Here is a 20,306-nt window from a genome sequence, read left to right as displayed (position 1 = left end):
CGGGGCCAGCCCGAGGCCCGTCAGTCGGCGGTGGCGTGAGCCACCGGTACCGGAACACCCCCGGGAGGCACCGGGGTGGCACGTTCCTGGGCGCGTCGCATGCGCCGGGACGGCCACCAGCTGGCGTTGCCGAGCAGGATCAGGGCCGACGGCAGGATCATGACGCGGATGATGAAGGCGTCGAGCAGGACGGCGACCGCGAGGCTGAAGCCGATCTGCTTCATCTCCGCCAGGTGCAGGAACATGAAGCTCGCGAACACCGTGACCATGACGACCGCCGCGCTGGTCACCACCTTTGCCGACTTGTCGATTCCCTCGATCACCGCCTGCCGGGTGGGCACCCCGTTCCTCGCCGCCTCCTTGATGCGGCTGACGACGAAGACCTGATAGTCCATCGACAGTCCGAAGAGGATCACGAAGAGGAACAGCGGTACCCGGGAGCCGATCGCGTGGGTGGCACTCTCCTCGAAGCCGAACACCGTGGAGGCCCAGCCCCATTGGAAGAAGGCGACCACCAGGCCGAACGACGCGCCGACGGACAGCAGATTCAGCACCACGCCCATAACGGCGATGGCCGCCGAGCGGAAGACCAGCAGCGTCATGACGAACGTCAGCAGCAGCAGGAGCCCGACGACGACCGGCAGTTTGTCGTTCTGGTGGGAGAGGTAGTCGGCGTCCTGGGCGACGGGGCCGGTGACGGCGTACTCGGCGCCCGGCACCTTCCCGAGCGTGGCCGGGAGGTAGCTCTCGCGCAGCTCCTTCAGCGAGCCGGACGCCTGCGGGGAGCTGAGGTTGTAGGGCACGGAGAGGGTCATCATGCTGATCCGACCGTCGGGGGTCGCGGTCAACTCGGGTGGCTTCTTGGAGAACATCGGGTCGGTCTCGGCCCGATGGGCGAGGTCCTTCAGGGCCGTGCGTACCTGGCCGACTTCGCCGGCGTCGCTCCTGACGACGACCCAGTGGGAGGCGAGCAGGTCGGGGAAGGCGGCGTTGAGCCGGTCGTAGACCTTCATCGCAGGGATGGACCGGGAGTGGGTGGCGGTGTTCAGTACGCGCAGGTGCATCCCGAATGCGGGGACGGCGAGGCCGATCATGACGAGCAGCGACACCACGAGGGTGGCCGCCGGGTGATTCCTGGCGGGCCGCAGCAGTGCGGTCCACACCCGGCCGGTCCGCTCGGGCCCGCGCCGGGAGCGCTTGCCGCGTTCCGCCGCGCGGGCCGCCTTGCGGTCCAGCCGGCGGCCGATGAGGACGAGGAGCGCGGGCAGCGCCGTCATCGAGCTGAGGACGGCGACGAGAACGACGACGATGGTGCCGACGGCGAGCGAGGAGAAGATGACGTCGGTGGCGAGGAAGAGCGTGGCGGTGGTCAGGGCCACGGCGAGGCCGGAAACCGCGATGGCCCGGCCCGAGGTCGCGGCGGCGATCCCCACCAGGGCCTCGGGGCCGATCCGGCCGTCGGCGCGAGCCCGTTCCTCCCGTTCCCGCTTGAGGTAGAAGAGCGTGTAGTCGACGCCGACCGCCATGCCGATCAGCAGGATGAGGCTGTTTCCGACGCCCGCGTCGGGCAGCAGGTGCGAGACCAGCTGGCACAGGCCCATGGCGGCGCCGATGGAGGAGACCGCCAGCAGCAGCGGCACGCCGACCATGATCAGCGAGCCGAAGGCGGCGAGCAGGGTGATCAGGGTGATCGGGAAGGTGATCTTTTCCGAGGTGTCGAGGTCGTCGTCGCGCGAGGTGTCCAGGCCCTTGCCGACCGAGGCGTCACCGGTCTCCTCGACGCGCAGGCCCGGGTGGCCGCGCTGCACCTCGGCGGTCTGCTTCAGCAGCGGGTCGATGTGCTGCTGAGCCTCCAGCCGGGGCCCCTTGAGGGTCACCTCGACCATCAGCATCCGGCGGTTCTCCGAACGCACCGGGTCGGCGACGCGGAGGACCTCGGGTATCGGCTTCATCCGGGTGACGACGTCCTGTGCGGCGCTCCGAGCCGCCGCACCGACGGGGTCACCGGACCTGTTGGTGATCATGATGCGCTCGGCCGCCTTGTGCTGGAGGTTGCCCTCCGCCGCGAGGGCCTCGGCGCGGCCCGCCTCGCCCACCCAGTAGTCCCTGTCGCCCGCCTCGTTCGTACCGACCACGCTTCCGAGCGCGAGGCACAGGGCGACGAAGACACACCAGCCGATGACGGCACGCGCGGGGTGCAAGGCACTCCAGCTCGCCACCCTTACGGTAAGTGGCTGTTTTTTCACCGAACCCAGCTCCTTCACGGCACTGCCCCCCGGCTCGACGGACACCGCTCACTCGCATCCATCAGATGTAAGTCGGAAGTTACACATGAAGCATTGGGTGGTCAATCCGGAATGCGCAACGGCATCCGGGCGCGGTGGAACGGGGGTGCCGTCGGCGACGGCCGCACGAAGACCCGCCGAATCGGCAGGGACCCAGCGGGAAAGATCAGGCAGGGTCGACCGGCAGGACGTCCGGGGAGAGGACGTCCGCGCGGGCGGTGGCGCTGGTCACCCGGCGCTGGTGGTGTCGGCGGCACAGCACCTCGTAGCCGACGTCGCCCTCGTGCTGGTCCACGTCGCCGACGACGACCTGCTCACCCTCGACGACCATCTCGCCGCCCACCGTGCGGGCGTTGTGGGTGGCGCGCGCACCGCACCAGCACATCGCCTCGACCTGGAGGGCCTCGATCCGGTCCGCCAGCTCGATCAGCCGCCGGGAGCCGGGGAAGAGCCTGGTGCGGAAGTCGGTGGTGATACCGAACGCGAAGACGTCCAGCCCCAGGTCGTCGACGACGCGCGCGAGCTGGTCGATCTGCTCGGGGTGGAGGAACTGCGCCTCGTCCACGATCACGTAATCGACCTTGCCGCCCTTCGACATCTCACCGATGAGATGGGCGTAGAGATCCATGTCCGGGGCCACCTCGACGGCGTCCGTCACCAGGCCGAGCCGAGAGGAGAGCTTGCCCGCGCCCGCCCGGTCGTCGCGGGTGAAGATCACGCCCTGCAGGCCGCGCGCCGAGCGGTTGTGACCCATCTGGAGCGCCAGGGTGCTCTTCCCGCAATCCATGGTGCCGGAGAAAAAGACCAGTTCGGACATCAGGAGAGGGGGGCCTTTCGGACGGTCGGGGGCGGTGGACGGCGCGCCGGGCGGACCGGGGCACCGCGCCGGTCCGCCCGGCGCGCCCGGGCAGGGACACCGGCTCGGGCACGCCGGAACGCGGGCCCTACGGGCTCGTGACGGCGTGGCGGAACGGGGCGGGGTCAGATGCGGACTTCGCGGGTCAGGTGCGGACTTCCAGCAGCGGAACGAGCTGCTCCACGGGGGTCATCGACCCGTGCATGCCGACCATCTTCGACTCGCCGGGCTCGCGTTCGCTCGCGATGATCACCATGTCGGCGTGGGCCGCGGCGACGACATCGCCGATGCGGCCGCGCACCCGGTCGTCGATGTGCGGCCCGAACCAGCCCGCCGCGATGGCCTCGTCGCGGCTCGCCACCCACATCTGCTCGCCGACGACCTCCCGCCACACGGCGAGGACGTCGCCCGCCGCTCCCGGGTGGGCGTAGACATGCCGGGCGCGGCCCTCGCCGCCCAACAGGCGGACCCCGGCGCGCAGTTCCCAGTCCTCGTCGAAGTCGATGCGCGACTCCGGGTCGAAGGGGATGTCGATCATGCCGTGGTCGGCGGTGATGTACAGGGCGCTGCGCGGCGGGAGTTGTTCGGCGAGCCGCTGCGCGAGCCGGTCGACGTACATCAGCTGACCGCGCCAGGCGTCGGAGTCCACGCCGTAGCGGTGGCCGTTGCCGTCGACCTCGGCGTAGTACGTGTAGACCAGCGAGCGGTCGCCCGCGGCGAGTTGGGCGGCGGCGAGGTCCATGCGTTCCTCGCCGCTGAGGCGGCCGTGGAAGGTGCCGCCGCTCAGCGCGATCTTGGTGAGCGGGGTCTGCGCGAAGTGGGGCGCGGAGACCTGGCAGGTGTGCACGCCCGCGGCATCGGCCAGCTGGAACACCGTCGGATACGGCTGCCAGGCGTACGGGTCGGTCCACGGCTGCCAGCGCAGCTGGTTCATCAGCGCGCCGGAGGACGGGTCCTCGCAGGTGTAGCCGGGCAGGCCGTGGGCGCCCGGGGGCAGGCCGGTGCCGACGGAGGCGAGGGAGGTGGCGGTGGTGGAGGGGAAACCGGCGGTGAGCGGGCGGCCGGTGCCGTTGCAGGAGGTGTCCAGGAGGGACGTCAGGAACGGCGCCTCGTCCGGGTGGGCGCGCAGCAGCTCCCAGCCGAGGCCGTCGATGAGGAAGACGCAGGCCCGGTCGGCGGGGGTCAACTCCATCGACGTCGACGGGCCGGACACACCCTGACCTGCGACGACGGCGGGCAGCAGATCGGCGAGCGAGCAGGTGCCGTACCGGGGCAGCGGGGCGGTCAGCGGGTCGAGCGGCTCGGGCTCCGGCCAGGCGGGGGCGGTGTACCCCATCAGCGGGCGCTCGTGGTGGCCGCGGTGGCCTCGGAGAGCGCCTGCGCGAAGGTGAGCGTCTCGCGGACGGAGTCGGGCCCGTCACCGGCCTCGCTGACGCGCAGCGAGAGATCGTCGGCGGTGGAGGAGCCGGTGTAGCCGTGATCCGCCTCGCAGTTGGGGTCGCCGCAGGTGGCGGGCTCCAGATCGAGGCGGGCGACGGCGCCCCAGCCGATGGTGAGCACGACCTCGCGGGGCAACTGGCCCGGGGTGTACGACTCCGGGTTGGCCACCACACGGCTGAGCACCACCGAGGAGATCCGCCCGAGCTTCACGGACTCGGTGGAGGTCGTGGCGTACGGGGACGGGGAGGTGGCGTCGGCGGCCTGCTCATCGGTGTGGCTGACGATGAAGCGGGTGTCGGTGAGGACGAGGACGGTCACATGGCGGCGGACCTCGTTGGCGTCGAAGGTCGTCTCCTGGTGCACCAGGTACGCCGCCACCGGCTCACCGCCGACGGCGGCCTGCACCGCCTCGGCCACGAGGGCCGGGTAGTAGCCGCTGCGCTCGATCGCCGCGCGCAGCCCCTGGGTCGTCGTACCGGTCTTAGCCATGCCCTCCATCTTACGGGCCCACAAGGGGGCGGCAGGACGCCCGGGACGAGCCGGTTCGCGGGGGCCGGTGTGGCGGGGGCACAGCTCCCGCTGTGCCGCGCGGGCGGTCAGTAGGCGGGCAGGCGGCGGGGGCCGAGGTCAGTGGTGGCGGGCGGGCGGGCGAGGCGGACGGACGCCCCGAGGACGGACAGACCGTGCGGGGCGACGACGACCGGTTCGAGGTCGACGCCCACCACCTCGGGGTGGTCGTCGACGAGCCGGGACACCCGCAGCAGCACCTCGGCCAGTGCGGCGGTGTCGACGGGCTGGGAGCCGCGCCAGCCGAAGAGGAGGGGGGCGGCGCGGATCGACCGGATCTGGGCGTCGACGTCGCGGTCGGTTGCGGGGATGAGGCGGTGCGCGATGTCGCCCAGCAGCTGGGAGGGGGCGCCCGCCAGGCCGAACGAGAGGACGGCACCGGCCGCCGGGTCGATGGCGGCGCGGATCACCGTGTCGACGCCGCGCGGCACCATCTTCTGGACGACGGGCGCCAGCTCCTCCGGGGTGCCGAGGGAGGCGGTCAGTTCGCCGTAGGTGCGGCGCAGGTCCTCCTCATCGGCTATGTCCAGGCGGATGCCGCCGAGGTCACTGCGGTGACGCAGGTGGGGCGCGGTGGTTTTGAGGGCGACGGGGTAGCCGAGGCGGGCGGCGGCGCGGACGGCGGCGTCCGGGCCGGGGGCGGGCAGCGACGGCTGGGTGGGGATGCCGTAGCGGGCGAGCAGGGCGGCGGCGTCCTCGGCGGGCAGCGGAACGGAGCGGCCGGCGGGCGGGTCGAGGTGGTCGAGCAGCCGCGCGATGTCGGCACCGGCCGCGGCCTCCTGGATGTCGTCGTACGCGGGGACCCGGCCCGGCTCGGCGACCTCCCGGCGCCAGGCGGCGTACCGCACGGCCGCGGCGAGGGCCCGGACGGCGCGCTCGGCAGCGGGGTAGGCGGGGAGCGGGGTGCGGGCGGGTGGGTAGGGGGCGGTGGGCGAGGTGGGGGCCACGGGAACGCCGTCTGCGGCGGGGGTCTCGGGACCGGCCAGCGCGGTGGGCGCTGCGGCCCCCGCGCCGGGCGCTTCCGGTCCGGCCTGGGCGGCGGGCTCCCCGAGGCCGGTGGCGGGGCCGCCGGGGTCGGCGGCCGCGGCAACGTCATCGGGCACCCCCGGGCCGGCCGGAGCCGCGAGCGCCGTAGCGAACGTGTCCATGGCCAGATGAACGACGGCCACCGGCTTGGCCGGGCCCGCGGCGGCCGCCGAGCGCAGCGCCGCAGCCAGCTCCTCGCCCTCCCCCGGGGCTGTCGCGTCGCCCTCCCCCACCCAGGGGATCGCGGTGACCACGACGGCGTCGCAGCCCTCGCGCGCCAGTTCCTCGGCGAGGGCGGTGTGGAAGTCGTGCGGGGTCGCGGCGGAGGGCAGCACCCGGGGGCGCCGCGGGCGCAGGCCCTCGGTCAGACACGCGTCGTAGGCGAGGAGGGAGAGCGCCTCGGAGTTGCCGAGGACGGCGACGCGGGCGCCCGCAGGGAGCGGCTGGGAGGCGAGCAGCAGCCCGGCGTCGAGGAGTTCGGTGACGGTGTCGACGCGGATGACCCCGGCCTGCCGCATCAGGGCGGCGACGGTGCTGTCCGGGATGCGGACGGTGGGGACCGTGTGCCCCAGGGGCGCGGTGCCGTGGTGGCGGGCGCCCTTGGCGACGACGACCGGTTTGACGGCGGCGGTGCGGCGGGCGAGGCGGGTGAACTTGCGGGGGTTACCGATGGATTCGAGGTAGAGGATCGCGACATCGGTGTCCGGATCGTCGTACCAGTACTGGAGCAGGTCGTTCCCGGAGGCGTCGGCGCGGTTTCCGGCGGAGACGAAGGTGGAGACCCCGGCGGGCGAGCCGTCCCCGGGGCCGCGCTCATGCAACCCGCTGAGCAGGGCGATGCCGATCGCGCCGGACTGGGTGAACAGCCCGATGCGGCCGGTGGCGGGCATCACCGGCGCGAAGGAGGCGTTCAGCCGGACGCCGGGGGCGGTGTTGATCAGGCCGAAGGCGTTCGGGCCGATCAGGCGCATGCCGTAGGAGCGGGTGCGGCGCAGCAGGGCGCGCTGGCGTTCGCGCCCCTCGGTTCCGGCCTCGGCGTACCCGGAGGAGAGGACCAGGACGCCCTGGACGCCGTGTTCCCCGCAGTCGTCGATCACCTCGGGGACGTGGTCGGCGGGGACGGCGATGACCGCGAGGTCGACCGGGCCGTCGATCTCCCGCAGGGAGCGGACGGCGGGGACGCCCTCGGGGTCGAGGCGGTCGGTCCCCTCGGGGAAGGCGTGGTTGACGGCGTGGACGCGGCCGGTGAAGCCGGAGTCGAGGACATGGCGCAGGGCCGTGCGGCCGACGCCGCCGGGCGTGCGGCCGGTGCCGATGACGGCGACCGAGCCGGGGGCGAGGAGCCGCTGCATGGAGCGGGCCTCGGCGCGCTGCTCGCGGCCGCGCATCACGGCCATGGACTGCTCGGTCGGTTCGAGGTCGAATTCCAGCCGGACGACGCCGTCCTCGAAGGTGCGCTGCTGGGTGTACCCGGCGTCCGTGAACACCTTGATCATCTTGGAGTTGGCGGGCAGTACCTCGGCGGCGAACCGGCGGATGCCGCGCTCCCGGGCAACGGCGGCGATGTGCTCCAGCAGCGCGGAGGCGACGCCGCGGCCCTGGTGGGCGTCCTGTACCAGGAAGGCGACCTCCGCCTGGTCGTCGCCCGGGTCCGTGGCCGGCAGCCCCCGGTCGTTGATCCGGTCGTAGCGGACGGTGGCGATGAACTCGCCGCCCACGGTGGCGGCGAGGCCGACCCGGTCGACGTAGTCGTGGTGGGTGAAGCGGTGCACGTCGCGGTCGGAGAGGCGGGGGTAGGGCGCGAAGAAGCGGTAGTACTTCGATTCGTCCGAGACCTGTTCGTAGAAGGAGACCAGGCGCTCGGCGTCGTCCGGGGTGATCGGGCGGATCCGGGCGGTGCCGCCGTCGCGCAGCACCACATCGGCTTCCCAGTGGCGCGGGTACGCGTGATCCGGCGGCTGCTGCATGCGGACAGCGTACGGCCGGGCACCGACAACCGGCTCGGTGTGCGCGGGGACCGGGCCCCGGGCCGGCGGCGGGCACCCGGGCGGCAGTCGTCGGGCGGCACCCGCGGACCGGTCCGGACGTGGTGCGGACGTGGTGCGGAACACCGGAAGTGGGGCTTCCGAAGCACCGGTGACCGCGTGAGAGACTGGTCTAGACAACCGTTACGACTTGAAGGGCAACACCATGGCTGAGCGCCGCGTCAATGTCGGTTGGGCCGAGGGGCTGCACGCCCGTCCCGCCTCGATCTTCGTCCGTGCGGCCACCGCCGCCGGCGTTCCCGTGACGATCGCCAAGACCGACGGCACCCCCGTGAACGCGGCCTCGATGCTCGCGGTGCTGGGCCTGGGCGCCCAGGGCGGCGAGGAGATCGTGCTCGCCTCGGACGCCGAGGGCGCGGAGGCCGCGCTGGAGCGCCTGGCGAAGCTGGTCGCCGAGGGCCTCGACGAGCTGCCGGAGACCGTCTGAACCAGGACGCCACCGCCTCCCCACAGCCGGGGAAAGGCCCCGCCGCCACGACCGGAAACGGTCACCGCAGCGGGGCCTTTCGCGTTCCGCGCGACGGAACGCCCCCCCGAGGCGGCACCCCTCCCCTGCCCGCAATTCGCCGCAGCCCCGCGGGCACCGCACGACCGAATACCTGAATACGCATCTACGCGATTGCGGCAATTCCCGGATGGCGTGTTTTCCCGGCACCCGTTTCCGCAATTCCCCGAACAGATCCCGCCACCCGCCGGTCGCCCCGTATACCGCGCCCCTATGGAGAACGCACCCGCCCGCTGCTGAGGGGACGTTGCGGATGGCGCACCGCGGCCGGCTGACGGTGCCGCGGGCGGTACGCCGGGAGCGACCGCGCGACATGCGACGCCATCAGGGCGCGCGCCGCCTCCGCGTCGCCCCGGGTCACCGCGTCCAGCACCGCACCGTGGTCGTCCCAGGTCTCCGCGTACCGCGCCGAAAGCTCGACGACGTACATCCACTCGATCTTCCGCCGCACCTGGGTCAGCAGCGCGGTCAGCCCCGGATTGCCCGCCGCCCGCGCCAGCGTCTCGTGGAACCAGCGGTCCAACCGGGGCAGATCGCCCGGACAGCCGCGGCGTGCGCGCTCCCTGCCGAGCCGCACCACGCCCCGTAAGACCTTCAGATGCGCGTCGGTGCGGCGGGCCGCCGCGCGGGCGGCGCCCATCGGCTCCAGGAGTGCGCGCAGATCCAGGAGGTCGGCCGCCTCCTGGGCGGTGGGCGCCGCGACGCAGGCGCCCGCGTGCCGTCGCGCGGTGACGAACCCCTCGGACTGCAGGGTCCGCAACGCCTCACGGACCGGCACCCGGGAGACGCCGTAACGGGTGGCCAGAATGTCCTCGACGAGTCGGCTGCCGGGGATCAGCGCACCGGAAACGATGTCGTCGCGAATCGCCGTGGAGATGCGCTGCACGGAAATCTGGCCTTGCGTCATCGTGGGTGCCTCCACCGTCCTCCCCGGAAAACGCCGGTGTACGGCGCCTTTTCGGCGACTCTATTCGACGGTGTCGGCTTCTTTACCGCCTTCACGCATTCATGGAAATCTTTTGGTGAGGGCCTTCCCTGACCGCCGGGAAATCCGGCCACCCGCCGTACGGCACCGGACGCGCCGGAGCCCCGGACGCCCAGTGAGGGCGGGCCGGGGCTCCGGGAGGCGATGTGGATCAGACGTTGACGCCGTGCGACCGCAGGTAGGAGATCGGGTCGATGTCCGAGCCGTAGTCCGGACCGGTACGGGCCTCGAAGTGCAGGTGCGGGCCGGTGACGTTGCCGGTCGCGCCGGACAGACCGATCTGCTGATGGGGCATCACCTGCTGGCCGACCGAGACACCGATCTGCGACAGGTGGCCGTACTGGGTGTACGTGCCGTCGTTCATCTTGATGACGATGTTGTTGCCGTACGCGCCGCCCCACCCGGCCTCGACGACGGTGCCCGCGCCGACGGCGTGCACGGTGGTGCCGGGGGCGGCGTGGAAGTCGATGCCGGTGTGCGTACCGGAGGACCACAGTCCGCTGGACGCCTGGTAGGCGGTGGAGACGTACGAGCCGGAGATCGGGGCGACGAAGGCGTTGAGGCGCTTGCGCTCCTCCTCGCGGGCGGCGCGGACCTTGGCGTCGTGCCGCTTGTCGGCCGCCGCCTTGGCGGCCTGGGCCTGCTTCTCCGCCTCGGCCTCGGCCTTCGCCTTGGCCTCGGCGGTCTCGGCGACGGCCTGCTGCGCATCGGCCTGGGCCTGGACGCGCTCGGCGAGTTCGTCACCGAGGACGACGGCCCGCTGCAGGCCCGTGTCGTGCGCGGCGCCGGACGTGGCGGCCATCGCGGGAGAGGACACGGAGACGACGACGCCGGAGGCGGCGAGACCGGCGATGCCGGCGATGTTGCGGGTCGTCCGGGCGCTGCGGCTCGGACGGCGATGCTTCCCGGTGGCACGGGTGAACGCCATGTGCTGGCTGGTCCTTTCCTTCCTTCTCGCCTACCGGGTTAGCTGACGGGTTCGGAGCAGGAAGGTCTCCTACGGGTTCCTCCGGAGAGGCGCCCGATTCACCCCAGGGACGTGTGGGTCCCCGGCTCCCCTGGCTCGCGCCGTACGGGGACTCGGCGATGACTGTCCGGTGCCGCGGTTGCGGCGTGCAGCTGACGGACAGCGCGCATGAAGCTAATCGTGGCAACTTTCAATCGGCAAACAGAAACGCCATATTGTGCGTTACGCCACACCGGGGCGGCGGAACCAGTGGCCAGCAAATCCGGGCGTAAAGGGGATCCCGAGAGTGGCCGTCCACCCTCGGGATCCCCTTTTGTTCCACTGTGCCGGGCCGCCGTGACGGCCCGGCCGGGGCCACCGCCCCTCCGGTTCGTCAGCCGCTGACGACCGTCACCTCGCCGATGCCCAGCGCCCGGACCGGCTCAGCGATCTGCGCCGCGTCACCGACCAGCACCGTCACCAGCCGGTCCGCCGGGAACGCGCTGACCACGGCGGCGGTCGCCTCGACCGTGCCGGTCTCGGCCAGCCGCGCGTACAGCTGCGCCTGGTAGTCGTCCGGCAGATGCTGCTCCACCTGGTCGGCGAGGGTGCCCGCGACCGCCGCCGCCGTCTCGTACTTCAGCGGCGCGACGCCGACGAGGTTCTGCACGGCGACGTCCCGCTCAGCGTCCGTCAGCCCCTCCGCCGCGAGGGTGCGCAGCACCTTCCACAGGTCGTCGAGGGCCGGACCGGTGGACTCGGTGTCGACCGAGCCGCTGATCGCCAGCATCGAGGCGCCGGTGGAGCCCCCGGGCGCGTCCGGCGCCGACGACCGCAGCACCTGACCGAAGGCCCGCACCCCGTAGGTGTAGCCCTTCTCCTCACGCAGCACCCGGTCCAGACGCGACGTCAGGGTGCCGCCCAGGCAGTACGTGCCGAGGACCTGCGCGGGCCACTGGCGGTCGTGGCGGTCGGCGCCGATCCGCCCGATGAGCAGCTGCGTCTGCACCGCGCCGGGGCGGTCGACGATCACGACGCGGCCGGTGTCGTCCGCGGTGATCGGCGCGACGGCGACCGGCTCGGCGGCGGACCCCTGCCAGGCGCCCAGCGTGTCGGCGAGCGCCGCGGCCACGTCGATGCCGGTGAAGTCACCGACGATCACGACGGTGGCCGCCGCGGGCCGCACATGCGCCGCGTAGAACGCCCGGACGGCCGCCGCGTCGATGCGGCCGACGGTCTCCTCGGTGCCCTGCCGGGGCCGCGACATCCTGGACGACGCGGGGAACAGCTCCTTGGACAGCGCCATCGCGGCGCGGCGCCCCGGGTTGGCCAGCTCGTGCGGGATCTCGTCGAGACGGTTACGCACCAGGCGCTCCACCTCGCCCTCGGGGAAGGCGGGGGCGCGCAGCGCGTCGGCGAGCAACCCCAGGGCGTGCGACAGCCGGGAGGCCGGGACCTCCAGGGAGACCCGCACCCCGGGGTGGTCGGCGTGCGCGTCCAACGTGGCGCCGCAGCGCTCCAGTTCGGCGGCGAACTCCTCGGCGTCGTGCCGGTCGGTGCCCTCCGACAGCGCCCGCGCCATGATCGTGGCGACGCCGTCCAGGCCCTCCGGCTCGGACTCCAGCGGCGCGACGATGTCGACCTCGACGGCCACGACCTGCTGGCCGGGGCGGTGGCTACGCAGCACCGTCAGGCCGTTGGGCAGCGCACCGCGCTCGGGCGCCGGGAAGGCCCACGGCTTGGGCGCCCCGCCCCGAGGCTGCGGGTGGAAGGTCATCTCGCTCATGGCCAGGTCCTCGCGGGTCGTGGCGTCGCTCACCGGTCCGCCTCCTCGTCGTTGTCGGCGCTCTCGTCGGCGGCGGTCGGCTCGTACACCAGCACCGCGCGGTTGTCGGGGCGCAGCCGGGCCTGGGCGACGGCGTGCACCTCCTCGGGCGTGATGTCCAGAACACGCCCCACGGCGGTCAGCGCCAGCTGCGGGTCGCCGAACAGGACGGCATAGCGGCACAGTTCGTCGGCGCGCCCGCTGACCGTCGCGAGGCGGTCCAGCCACTCGCGCTCCAGCTGGGCCTGCGCCCGCTCCATCTCCTCCGGGGTCGGCCCCTCGGCGGCGAACCGGGCCAGCTCCTCGTCGACGGCGCTCTCGATGTCCGCGACCTCCACGCCCCCGGACGTCTTGACGTCCAGCCAGCCCAGCGACGGCGCACCGGCCAGCCGCAACAGACCGAACCCGGCGGCGACGGCGCTGCGGTCGCGGCGCACCAGGCGGTTGTAGAGACGTGAGGACTCGCCGCCGCCCAGGACGGTCAGCGCGAGATCGGCGGCGTCCGCCTCCCGGGTGCCGTCGTGCGGCAGCCGGTAGGCCGACATCAGGGCACGCGAGGGCACCTCCTCCTCGACGACCTCCCGCAGCTGGCCGCCGAGGGTGTCCGGCAGGGCACCGCTGCGCGGCGGCTGCTTGCCGTCGTGCGAGGGGATCGACCCGAAGTACTTCTCGACCCAGGCGAGCGTCTGTTCGGGGTCGATGTCGCCGACCACCGACAGGACCGCGTTGTTGGGCGCGTAATAGGTGCGGAAGAACGCCCGCGCGTCCTCCAGGGACGCCGCGTCCAGATCGGCCATCGACCCGATGGGCGTGTGGTGGTACGGGTGGCCCTCCGGGTACGCCATGGCCGTCAGCTTCTCGAAGGCCGTGCCGTAGGGGACGTTGTCGTACCGCTGGCGGCGTTCGTTCTTGACGACGTCGCGCTGGTTCTCCAGCGACTCCTCGTCGAGCGCCGTCAGGAGGGAGCCCATGCGGTCCGCCTCCAGCCAGAGCGCCAGCTCCAGCTCATGGGCGGGCATGGTCTCGAAGTAGTTGGTGCGCTCGAAGCTCGTGGTGCCGTTCAGCGAGCCGCCGGCACCCTGCACCAGCTCGAAGTGGCCGTTCCCCTTGACCTGCGCGGAGCCCTGGAACATCAGGTGCTCGAAGAGGTGGGCCAGGCCCGTACGGCCCTTGACCTCGTGACGCGAACCGACGTCGTACCACAGGCAGACGGCTGCCACCGGCGTCAGATGGTCCTCCGAGAGCACCACGCGCAGGCCGTTGGCCAGCCGGTGCTCGGTCGCTGTCAGGCCGCCGGAGCCGGCTTTTTCTGTGGCCGTGTGACCCATGGGCATGTACGTCCCTTCGATCCGCTTGCGAAGAAGTCCTGTCACTGTATGCAACCGCGTCGGCATCTGGCGAAGTTCCCGCCCGGCCGCCCCCGTATGAGCGGCGGGAAGCGCGCCACGGCCCCGTGGAGGGGAGTCGCGTCCGGCGTTGTCGGTGGGGCGGTCCACAATGGTCCGCGTCGGAGTCAGCAGACTCACCGGTCGATTCCCCGCCGGTCGGACCGGCAGCTGTTCACCAACGGCTGGTCGACCTACACATCGGCAGTAGACGCAGCAGAAGGAGCCGCAGCCGCGATGGCCCGCCGCAGCACGAAGACCCCGCCGCCGGACGACTTCGAGGAGAGGATCCTCGACATCGACGTCGTCGACGAGATGCAGGGTTCCTTCCTTGAGTACGCGTATTCGGTCATCTACTCCCGCGCCCTGCCGGACGCCCGGGACGGCATGAAGCCCGTGCACCGCCGCATCCTCTACCAGATGAACGAGATGGGCTTGCGCCCCGACCGCGGCTACGTCAAGTGCGCCCGCGTCGTCGGCGAGGTCATGGGCAAGCTCCACCCCCACGGCGACGCTTCCATCTACGACGCCCTGGTGCGCATGGCGCAGCCGTTCTCGATGCGGCTGCCCCTGGTGGACGGCCACGGCAACTTCGGCTCGCTCGGCAACGACGACCCGCCCGCCGCGATGCGGTACACCGAGTGCCGGATGGCGTCCGCGACGTCCCTGATGACGGAGTCGATCGACGAGGACACCGTCGACTTCGCGCCGAACTACGACGGCCAGGAGCAGGAGCCGGTCACCCTCCCCGCCGCCTACCCGAACCTTCTGGTCAACGGCTCGTCCGGCATCGCTGTCGGTATGGCGACAAATATGCCGCCGCACAACCTCGGCGAGGTCATCGCCGCCGCACGTCACCTCATCAAGCACCCCAACGCCGACCTCGAGACGCTGATGCGGTTCGTGCCGGGTCCCGACCTGCCCACCGGTGGCCGGATCGTGGGGCTGGGCGGCGTGCGCGACGCGTACGAGAAGGGCCGCGGCACCTTCAAGATCCGCGCCACGGTGGCGGTCGAGAACGTCACCGCGCGCCGCAAGGGCCTCGTCGTCACCGAACTGCCCTTCGCCGTCGGCCCCGAGAAGGTCATCTCGAAGATCAAGGACCTGGTCGGCTCGAAGCGGCTGCAGGGCATCGCCGACGTCAAGGACCTCACCGACCGCGAACACGGTCTGCGCCTGGTCATCGAGATCAAGAACGGCTTCAACCCGGAAGCCGTCCTGGAGCAGCTCTACAAGCTGACGCCGATGGAGGAGTCCTTCGGCATCAACAACGTCGCCCTCGTCGACGGCCAGCCGCTGACCCTGGGCCTCAAGGAGCTGCTGGAGGTCTACGTCGACCACCGCTTCGAGGTCGTACGGCGGCGCAGCGAGTTCCGCCGCGGCAGGCGCCGCGACCGGCTCCACCTGGTGGAGGGCCTGCTCACCGCCCTCGTCGACATCGACGAGGTCATCCGCCTCATCCGCTCCAGCGAGAACAGTGCCCAGGCCAAGGAGCGGCTGATCGAACGCTTCTCCCTGAGCGACATCCAGACGCAGTACATCCTGGACACGCCGCTACGCCGGCTCACCAAGTTCGACCGCATCGAGCTGGAAGCGGAGCGCGACAGGCTGCGCTCCGAGATCGAGCAGTTGACCCGCATCCTGGAGTCGGACGCCGAACTGCGCAAGCTGGTCTCCGGCGAACTCGCCGCCGTCGCCAAGAAGTACGGCACCGAGCGCCGCACCGTCCTGCTGGAGTCCGCCGGTACCTCGGTCGCCGCGGTGCCGCTGGAGGTCTCCGACGACCCGTGCCGGGTACTGCTGTCGTCGACGGGTCTGCTGGCCCGGACGGCCGGTGGGGACACCCCGTTCGACGCCGACGCCAAGCGCGTCAAGCACGACGCCATCGTCTCCGCCGTGCCCGCGACCACGCGCGGGGAGGTCGGCGCCGTGACATCGTCGGGACGGCTGCTGCGCCTGCCGGTGATCGATCTGCCGCAGCTCCCCGAGACGGCGGCCGCGCCCAGCCTCGCCGGTGGCGCACAGCTGTCGGAGTTCCTGACCCTGCAGGACGGCGAGACCCTGATCTGCCTGACCACGCTCGACGAGTCCTCACCGGGCCTCGCACTCGGCACGGAACAGGGCATCGTCAAACGCGTGGTGCCCGACTACCCGGCGCACAAGGACGAGTTGGAGGTCATCGCCCTCAAGGAGGGCGACCGCATCGTCGGCGCCGCCGAACTGCGCACCGGTGAGGAGGACCTGGTCTTCATCACCGACGAGGCGCAACTGCTCCGGTACCCGGCCTCGCAGGTCCGGCCACAGGGCCGCCCGGCGGGCGGCATGGCGGGCGTCAAACTCGGCACGGGCGCCAAGGTGCTCTCCTTCGGCGCCGTCGATCCGGCGGCCGACGCGGTGGTCTTCACCGTCGCCGGTTCGCACGGCATGCTCGACGACTCGCTGGCGACGGCCAAACTCACCCCGTTCGACCAGTACCCACGCAAGGGCCGCGCGACCGGCGGCGTACGCTGCCAGCGCTTCCTGAAGGGCGAGGACTGCCTCACCTTCGCCTGGGCGGGCGCGGCCCCCGCCCGCGCCGCCGACCCCAAGGGCGCCCCGGTCCCCCTCCCGGAACCGGACCCGCGGCGCGACGGCTCCGGCGTACCGCTGACGAAGCGGGTGGCAGCGCTGGCGGGGCCGGCGTAGAGGGATCGGCTACGGCGACAGCCACTTGGAGGGGGCGCACTCACGCTGTGGTGTGAGTGCGCCCCCTGATGCTGTGCGGGGTGATGCAGGGGTGCGGGGGCGGGGCGAGTTGCCGCCTCTGTCCGGGCGCTGCTGCTCCGCTGTCCTCTCGTTACCGCTCGTGGCCGACTTGGTCATCACGGTCGGCTACGTAGCGCAGGACGCCCCACATGGCACGCTCCAGTAGGTCGTCGTCTTGGGGTGACGATGCGTCTTGGGGCGACGATGCGCGCTGAGACGGTCGGTCGTGCGCGAGTGTGTCATCGGGGGACGGTGCGGTGACAGTCACTGCTTCCGACATCCTGCATGCTCGCAACTGCTCCTGCAGTGACCCCGCGTCGATACCGCTACCGATGAGCACGAGCTGCGTACAACGCTCCTCGCCACGCTCCCAGGGCGTCGGGTAGAACCGGAGAAAGTCACCCACCGCGTGCACTCCGAACCTCTGCCTGCTCCCCGGAACGTCGAAGTGGACGAACCCCTTGATGCGATACAGACCTGCTGGGCGACTGTCGAGAAAATCCATCAACCGCCGCGGGTGCATGGCGACACGCGAGGTGAACTCCACGCTCTGGTAACCGCTGTGCAGGTGTTGCCCGTGACAGTCGTCCGAACACGGCTCACCTTCATGCGGCGGCGACTGTCGCTGCCCCTCGCCCGACGCGTCATGCGCACGCGCACTGCCGTCCGCCACAGCCACTGGGGCATGCTGTGGTTGGGGGTGCTGACTGTCGCGAGACACGGTGCCCAGCTGACAGTCACTCCCCGAACCGATACGTGTCACCGCTTCCTCGTCGTGGTGACGCGCCGCGCGGTAGTCGGCCGTTTCCCGCAACAGGTCCTCGAACGACAACTGCTTCACCGCCGGGTCACAGTCGTCTCCCGGTCCGCGGTCGAAGAACACCTCCGGGGCGATACGTCCGTACGCCGCGCAGATCACGGGCCGTCCCGGCGCCAGCTCCCCCAAGGTGGTGGCGAGCCGTCGGCGCTGCTCATCACCGATACGGTCAGCCTTGTTGAGCACGACAAGGTCGGCGATGCCCACATGCCGGTCAAGTTCGGGATGGCGGCCGCGCGCTGCCTCGAACTCGGCCGCATCGACGACCTCTACCAGGCCACCGTAGACAATCCGGGTGTTCTCGCTGGCGAGGATCATGCGGATGAGTTCCTGGGGCTCGGCCAGGCCGCTGGCCTCGATGACGATGACGTCGATACGGGCCGCGGGCCGTGCGAGACGTTCCAGGTACTCATCCAACTCGCTGGTGTCGACCGCACAGCACAGGCATCCGTTGCCGAGTGAAACCATCGAGTCCACCTGACCGGCGACTGTCATCGCATCGATCTCGATGCTCCCGAAATCGTTGACGATAGCGCCGATGCGCGTATCGTCACCTGCCGCCAGGAGGTGGTTGAGCAACGTGGTCTTGCCCGATCCCAGAAAGCCGGCAAGGACGACCACCGGGATCTGCTGCGTGGCCAAGGGGGCGCCTCCATGATTCGGAGACCGGGCCGCGGCGCGAGTGACGGACCGAGCGGACCGGCGGAAAACGGGCTGCCGATCGTAACGGATCCCTGATGCACCCAGACGACTAGCCCGGCCGACGAAATGAGGCGGCCACATCCACCGCGATCAGCTGGGCCGTCGACCTCCCACATACTCTTCCCCATGACTGACAGCAACACGGACGGGCCGGTACATCCGGCCTCGCGACGGCATCCACACCCGCGGGTCAAGCCAGGCCACAGCTTCCGTGGCTGCGGTGCCAGCATGCTGAAGTTGCGGTGCTCCCCGCCTTGAGAAGCACCGCCCCGGCTGCCACTGCTGGGCGGAGTGGGCCCACCATCCATGCCCAGGGCTCCTGCTGGGCCCCAAAACACTCTGGCCGCTATACGGCCCAGGGCACCCGAGCCCGCTCAGCCCTACCGCCGCCCCGGCCGCCGGGACCGCCCGGCGGACTGTCGCCCCGGCCCACCGGCAGGTCGTGCCGCCCCGCGTGGCCCCGTCGTAGCGGCAGACTTCCTGCGGTGCCTTCGGCCACCGCCCGTCACCGCATGGGGACGGTGATCACGTCGGTGCCTGTCGCACGGCTCACCGCCTTCGGCCACTCCATCCCCATCTGCTGCCCGCTCCCCGGCGGCCAGCGCATTGTCGACACCCCCCTCCGCTTCAGGCAGGTTAGGCTTACCTTCGTGAGCACCTGCACTCTTGCTTCCCGCGAAGGCGCCGAGCCCCTCGCCGGAACCGCGGCCACCGCCCGAACCTGGCTGCTCATCGAGCAGCCGGGCCCGTGGGGAGTCGAGGCTCTGACGAACAGCCACCTCGACCCGGACCTCGGCCGAGCCCTGAAGGCTGTCACCGACGGGACTGACGTCCGCGTTGCGTTGATCCGCCGCCCCACCCCGTACAGCAAGAGAAGCACCTTGCTCCGGCGCCGGGTGTTCCTCGCCCACACCGCACCGGGCCGCTCCTGGATCCGTACCACCACCATCGCCGACCCGAGGAGCCTGCTCCGACTGGACTTCACCGCCGCGGATGCCGGTCATCACGGTGGGCTCTGGGACGCCTACTCCGGCCCCCCTCTCGTCCTGGTCTGCACGAATGGCAAACGGGACAGGTGCTGCGCCGTCCTGGGACGCCCTCTCGCCGCCGACCTCGCGAGCACCGGCACCGAGACCTGGGAAGTCACCCACATCGGTGGCCACCGCTTCGCACCGACCCTGGTCGTGCTGCCCTACGGGTACGCCTACGGTCGTGCCTCGGCCGATCTGGTCAGGCACGCCATCGAGGCGGCGAGCAATGGCCGGATCGCGCTCGACCACTGCCGCGGGCGCTCCACCTGGGACCGACAGGCCCAAGCCGCCGACCTCGCCGTCCGGGACATGCTGGGTGAGCACCGCGCGGACGCACTCGACGTCGTACGGACCGACACGGTGCGGCCCGAAGCGGTGTGGGCCAACCCTCCGGCCTCCGCGCGCGCCACCGCTGCGGAGCCCCTCCCTGCGTGGTCCGTCACCGTCGCCCATGCCGACGGCCGCATGTGGCAGGTGCTGGTCGAACAGCGGGCCGATGGTGCTCCTGCGCCCGCGAGCTGTGGCTCGCTGCTCGGCCCACCTGCGCGTATGGCCGTTACGGCCATCACTCACCTCAGCAGCGGATCGCCCACGAGCCTTGTGAGTGGTCGCCTCGTCGCAGCGTCCTGACGTACCCGCGGGAGCGGAGCCTCGGGCCTGCCGGGGAGCTGCTCCCCGGCAGGCGTGGGCCGGAACGGGCTCCTGCTGGCTCACTTTCCTGGTACGCCCTGCCCGGGAGGCCAAGGCCACCGCGACGGCGATGCCGACTCCGAGTACCGACCACACGACGTGCGCCCCTCGTCGGCCACCCGAATTCGGCAGTGCCTCCCGAGTAGCACAACCCCGCGTTGCTGCGTTCATCCCTTGTCTCCCCCGCTCGCTGTGTCGCGTGCGGTGACGTCGGACGCCCAGGACCCTATCCGTCCAGGCCCAGCAGTTCCGGCGTCACCCGCTCTCTCTTCGCGAGGTTAGGACTTCACGATCCGCAGCCGAAAGCCCTGTGGATAACTCTGCTGTCGCAGCTCTTGACCACTCGGCATTCCCTTCCGTCACCGAGCGAACACCAACAGTACGTAGGTCTCAGGTCGCACTGCGGGGGATTACCGAGGCGACAGTGACCGCCCTTACTGTTCGTCCACATGGGCG

At 71.5% G+C, this 20,306-nt stretch carries 13 protein-coding genes and 1 riboswitch; of the genes, 3 read left to right on the top strand and 10 right to left on the bottom strand.

Annotated features, from left to right (window positions below; translation table 11 throughout):
- Nucleotides 1–20: 20 nt before the first annotated feature.
- The 5 genes from OG422_RS23900 to OG422_RS23880 all read right to left on the bottom strand — a co-directional run bounded on the left by OG422_RS23900 (nucleotide 21) and on the right by OG422_RS23880 (nucleotide 8,141).
- A complete protein-coding gene (locus OG422_RS23900) occupies nucleotides 21–2,201 on the bottom strand; it encodes an MMPL family transporter (RefSeq protein ID WP_405745377.1) in 2,181 nt (726 codons plus the stop codon).
- Nucleotides 2,202–2,451: 250 nt separating this feature from the next.
- Nucleotides 2,452–3,102, bottom strand: a complete 651-nt coding sequence (locus OG422_RS23895) for a thymidine kinase (protein WP_143941525.1) — start codon at nucleotides 3,100–3,102, stop codon at nucleotides 2,452–2,454.
- A 184-nt stretch (nucleotides 3,103–3,286) separates the two neighbouring features.
- A complete protein-coding gene (locus tag OG422_RS23890; RefSeq protein WP_143941526.1) occupies nucleotides 3,287–4,477 on the bottom strand; it encodes an alkaline phosphatase family protein in 1,191 nt (396 codons plus the stop codon).
- Nucleotides 4,477–5,070, bottom strand: a complete 594-nt coding sequence (locus tag OG422_RS23885; protein WP_030285252.1) for a DUF5998 family protein — start codon at nucleotides 5,068–5,070, stop codon at nucleotides 4,477–4,479. The genes OG422_RS23890 and OG422_RS23885 overlap by 1 nt, the downstream gene beginning before the upstream one ends.
- A 107-nt stretch (nucleotides 5,071–5,177) precedes the next feature.
- Complete coding sequence (locus OG422_RS23880) at nucleotides 5,178–8,141, bottom strand: GNAT family N-acetyltransferase (RefSeq protein ID WP_405745371.1); 2,964 nt, start codon at nucleotides 8,139–8,141, stop codon at nucleotides 5,178–5,180.
- 223 nt (nucleotides 8,142–8,364) lie between these two features.
- Here OG422_RS23880 and OG422_RS23875 point away from each other — a divergent pair, with 223 nt between their 5' ends.
- Nucleotides 8,365–8,646 carry an HPr family phosphocarrier protein gene (locus OG422_RS23875; protein ID WP_405745368.1) on the top strand — a complete coding sequence of 94 codons (282 nt, stop codon included), beginning with the start codon at nucleotides 8,365–8,367 and terminating at the stop codon, nucleotides 8,644–8,646.
- 289 nt (nucleotides 8,647–8,935) lie between these two features.
- Here OG422_RS23875 and OG422_RS23870 read toward each other — a convergent pair whose 3' ends face one another.
- The 4 genes from OG422_RS23870 to OG422_RS23855 all read right to left on the bottom strand — a co-directional run bounded on the left by OG422_RS23870 (nucleotide 8,936) and on the right by OG422_RS23855 (nucleotide 13,808).
- Nucleotides 8,936–9,631, bottom strand: coding sequence for a GntR family transcriptional regulator (locus tag OG422_RS23870; RefSeq protein ID WP_405745365.1), 696 nt, complete (start codon nucleotides 9,629–9,631; stop codon nucleotides 8,936–8,938).
- Nucleotides 9,632–9,860: 229 nt separating this feature from the next.
- Complete coding sequence (locus OG422_RS23865; protein WP_143941010.1) at nucleotides 9,861–10,637, bottom strand: M23 family metallopeptidase; 777 nt, start codon at nucleotides 10,635–10,637, stop codon at nucleotides 9,861–9,863.
- Nucleotides 10,638–10,649: 12 nt separating this feature from the next.
- A riboswitch (cyclic di-AMP (ydaO/yuaA leader) is annotated at nucleotides 10,650–10,805 on the bottom strand.
- Nucleotides 10,806–11,049: 244 nt separating this feature from the next.
- Nucleotides 11,050–12,432, bottom strand: coding sequence for a pitrilysin family protein (locus tag OG422_RS23860; protein ID WP_143941016.1), 1,383 nt, complete (start codon nucleotides 12,430–12,432; stop codon nucleotides 11,050–11,052).
- 38 nt (nucleotides 12,433–12,470) lie between these two features.
- The gene (locus OG422_RS23855) at nucleotides 12,471–13,808 is read right to left on the bottom strand and encodes a pitrilysin family protein (protein ID WP_143941015.1); all 1,338 of its coding nucleotides are present in this window, start codon (nucleotides 13,806–13,808) and stop codon (nucleotides 12,471–12,473) included.
- Between the two features lie 294 nt (nucleotides 13,809–14,102).
- Here OG422_RS23855 and OG422_RS23850 point away from each other — a divergent pair, with 294 nt between their 5' ends.
- Nucleotides 14,103–16,550: a DNA topoisomerase (ATP-hydrolyzing) subunit A gene (locus OG422_RS23850; RefSeq protein WP_405745362.1), complete on the top strand. Its 2,448-nt coding sequence runs from the start codon at nucleotides 14,103–14,105 to the stop codon at nucleotides 16,548–16,550.
- Nucleotides 16,551–16,701: 151 nt separating this feature from the next.
- On the opposite strand, the gene OG422_RS23845 is transcribed toward OG422_RS23850, so the two are convergent.
- Nucleotides 16,702–18,069, bottom strand: a complete 1,368-nt coding sequence (locus OG422_RS23845; RefSeq protein ID WP_405745359.1) for a CobW family GTP-binding protein — start codon at nucleotides 18,067–18,069, stop codon at nucleotides 16,702–16,704.
- A gap of 710 nt (nucleotides 18,070–18,779) precedes the next feature.
- Between OG422_RS23845 and OG422_RS23840 the strand changes: the two genes are divergently transcribed.
- On the top strand, nucleotides 18,780–19,790 hold the full coding sequence (locus OG422_RS23840) for a sucrase ferredoxin (protein WP_405745356.1): 1,011 nt from the start codon (nucleotides 18,780–18,782) through the stop codon (nucleotides 19,788–19,790).
- Nucleotides 19,791–20,306 lie beyond the last annotated feature (516 nt).

It is taken from the genome of Streptomyces sp. NBC_01525, from assembly GCF_045040405.1.
Taxonomy (GTDB): domain Bacteria; phylum Actinomycetota; class Actinomycetes; order Streptomycetales; family Streptomycetaceae; genus Streptomyces; species Streptomyces benahoarensis.
The sequence above is the reverse complement of the archived record's forward strand: the minus strand, read 5'-3'. Positions and strand labels throughout refer to the sequence as shown.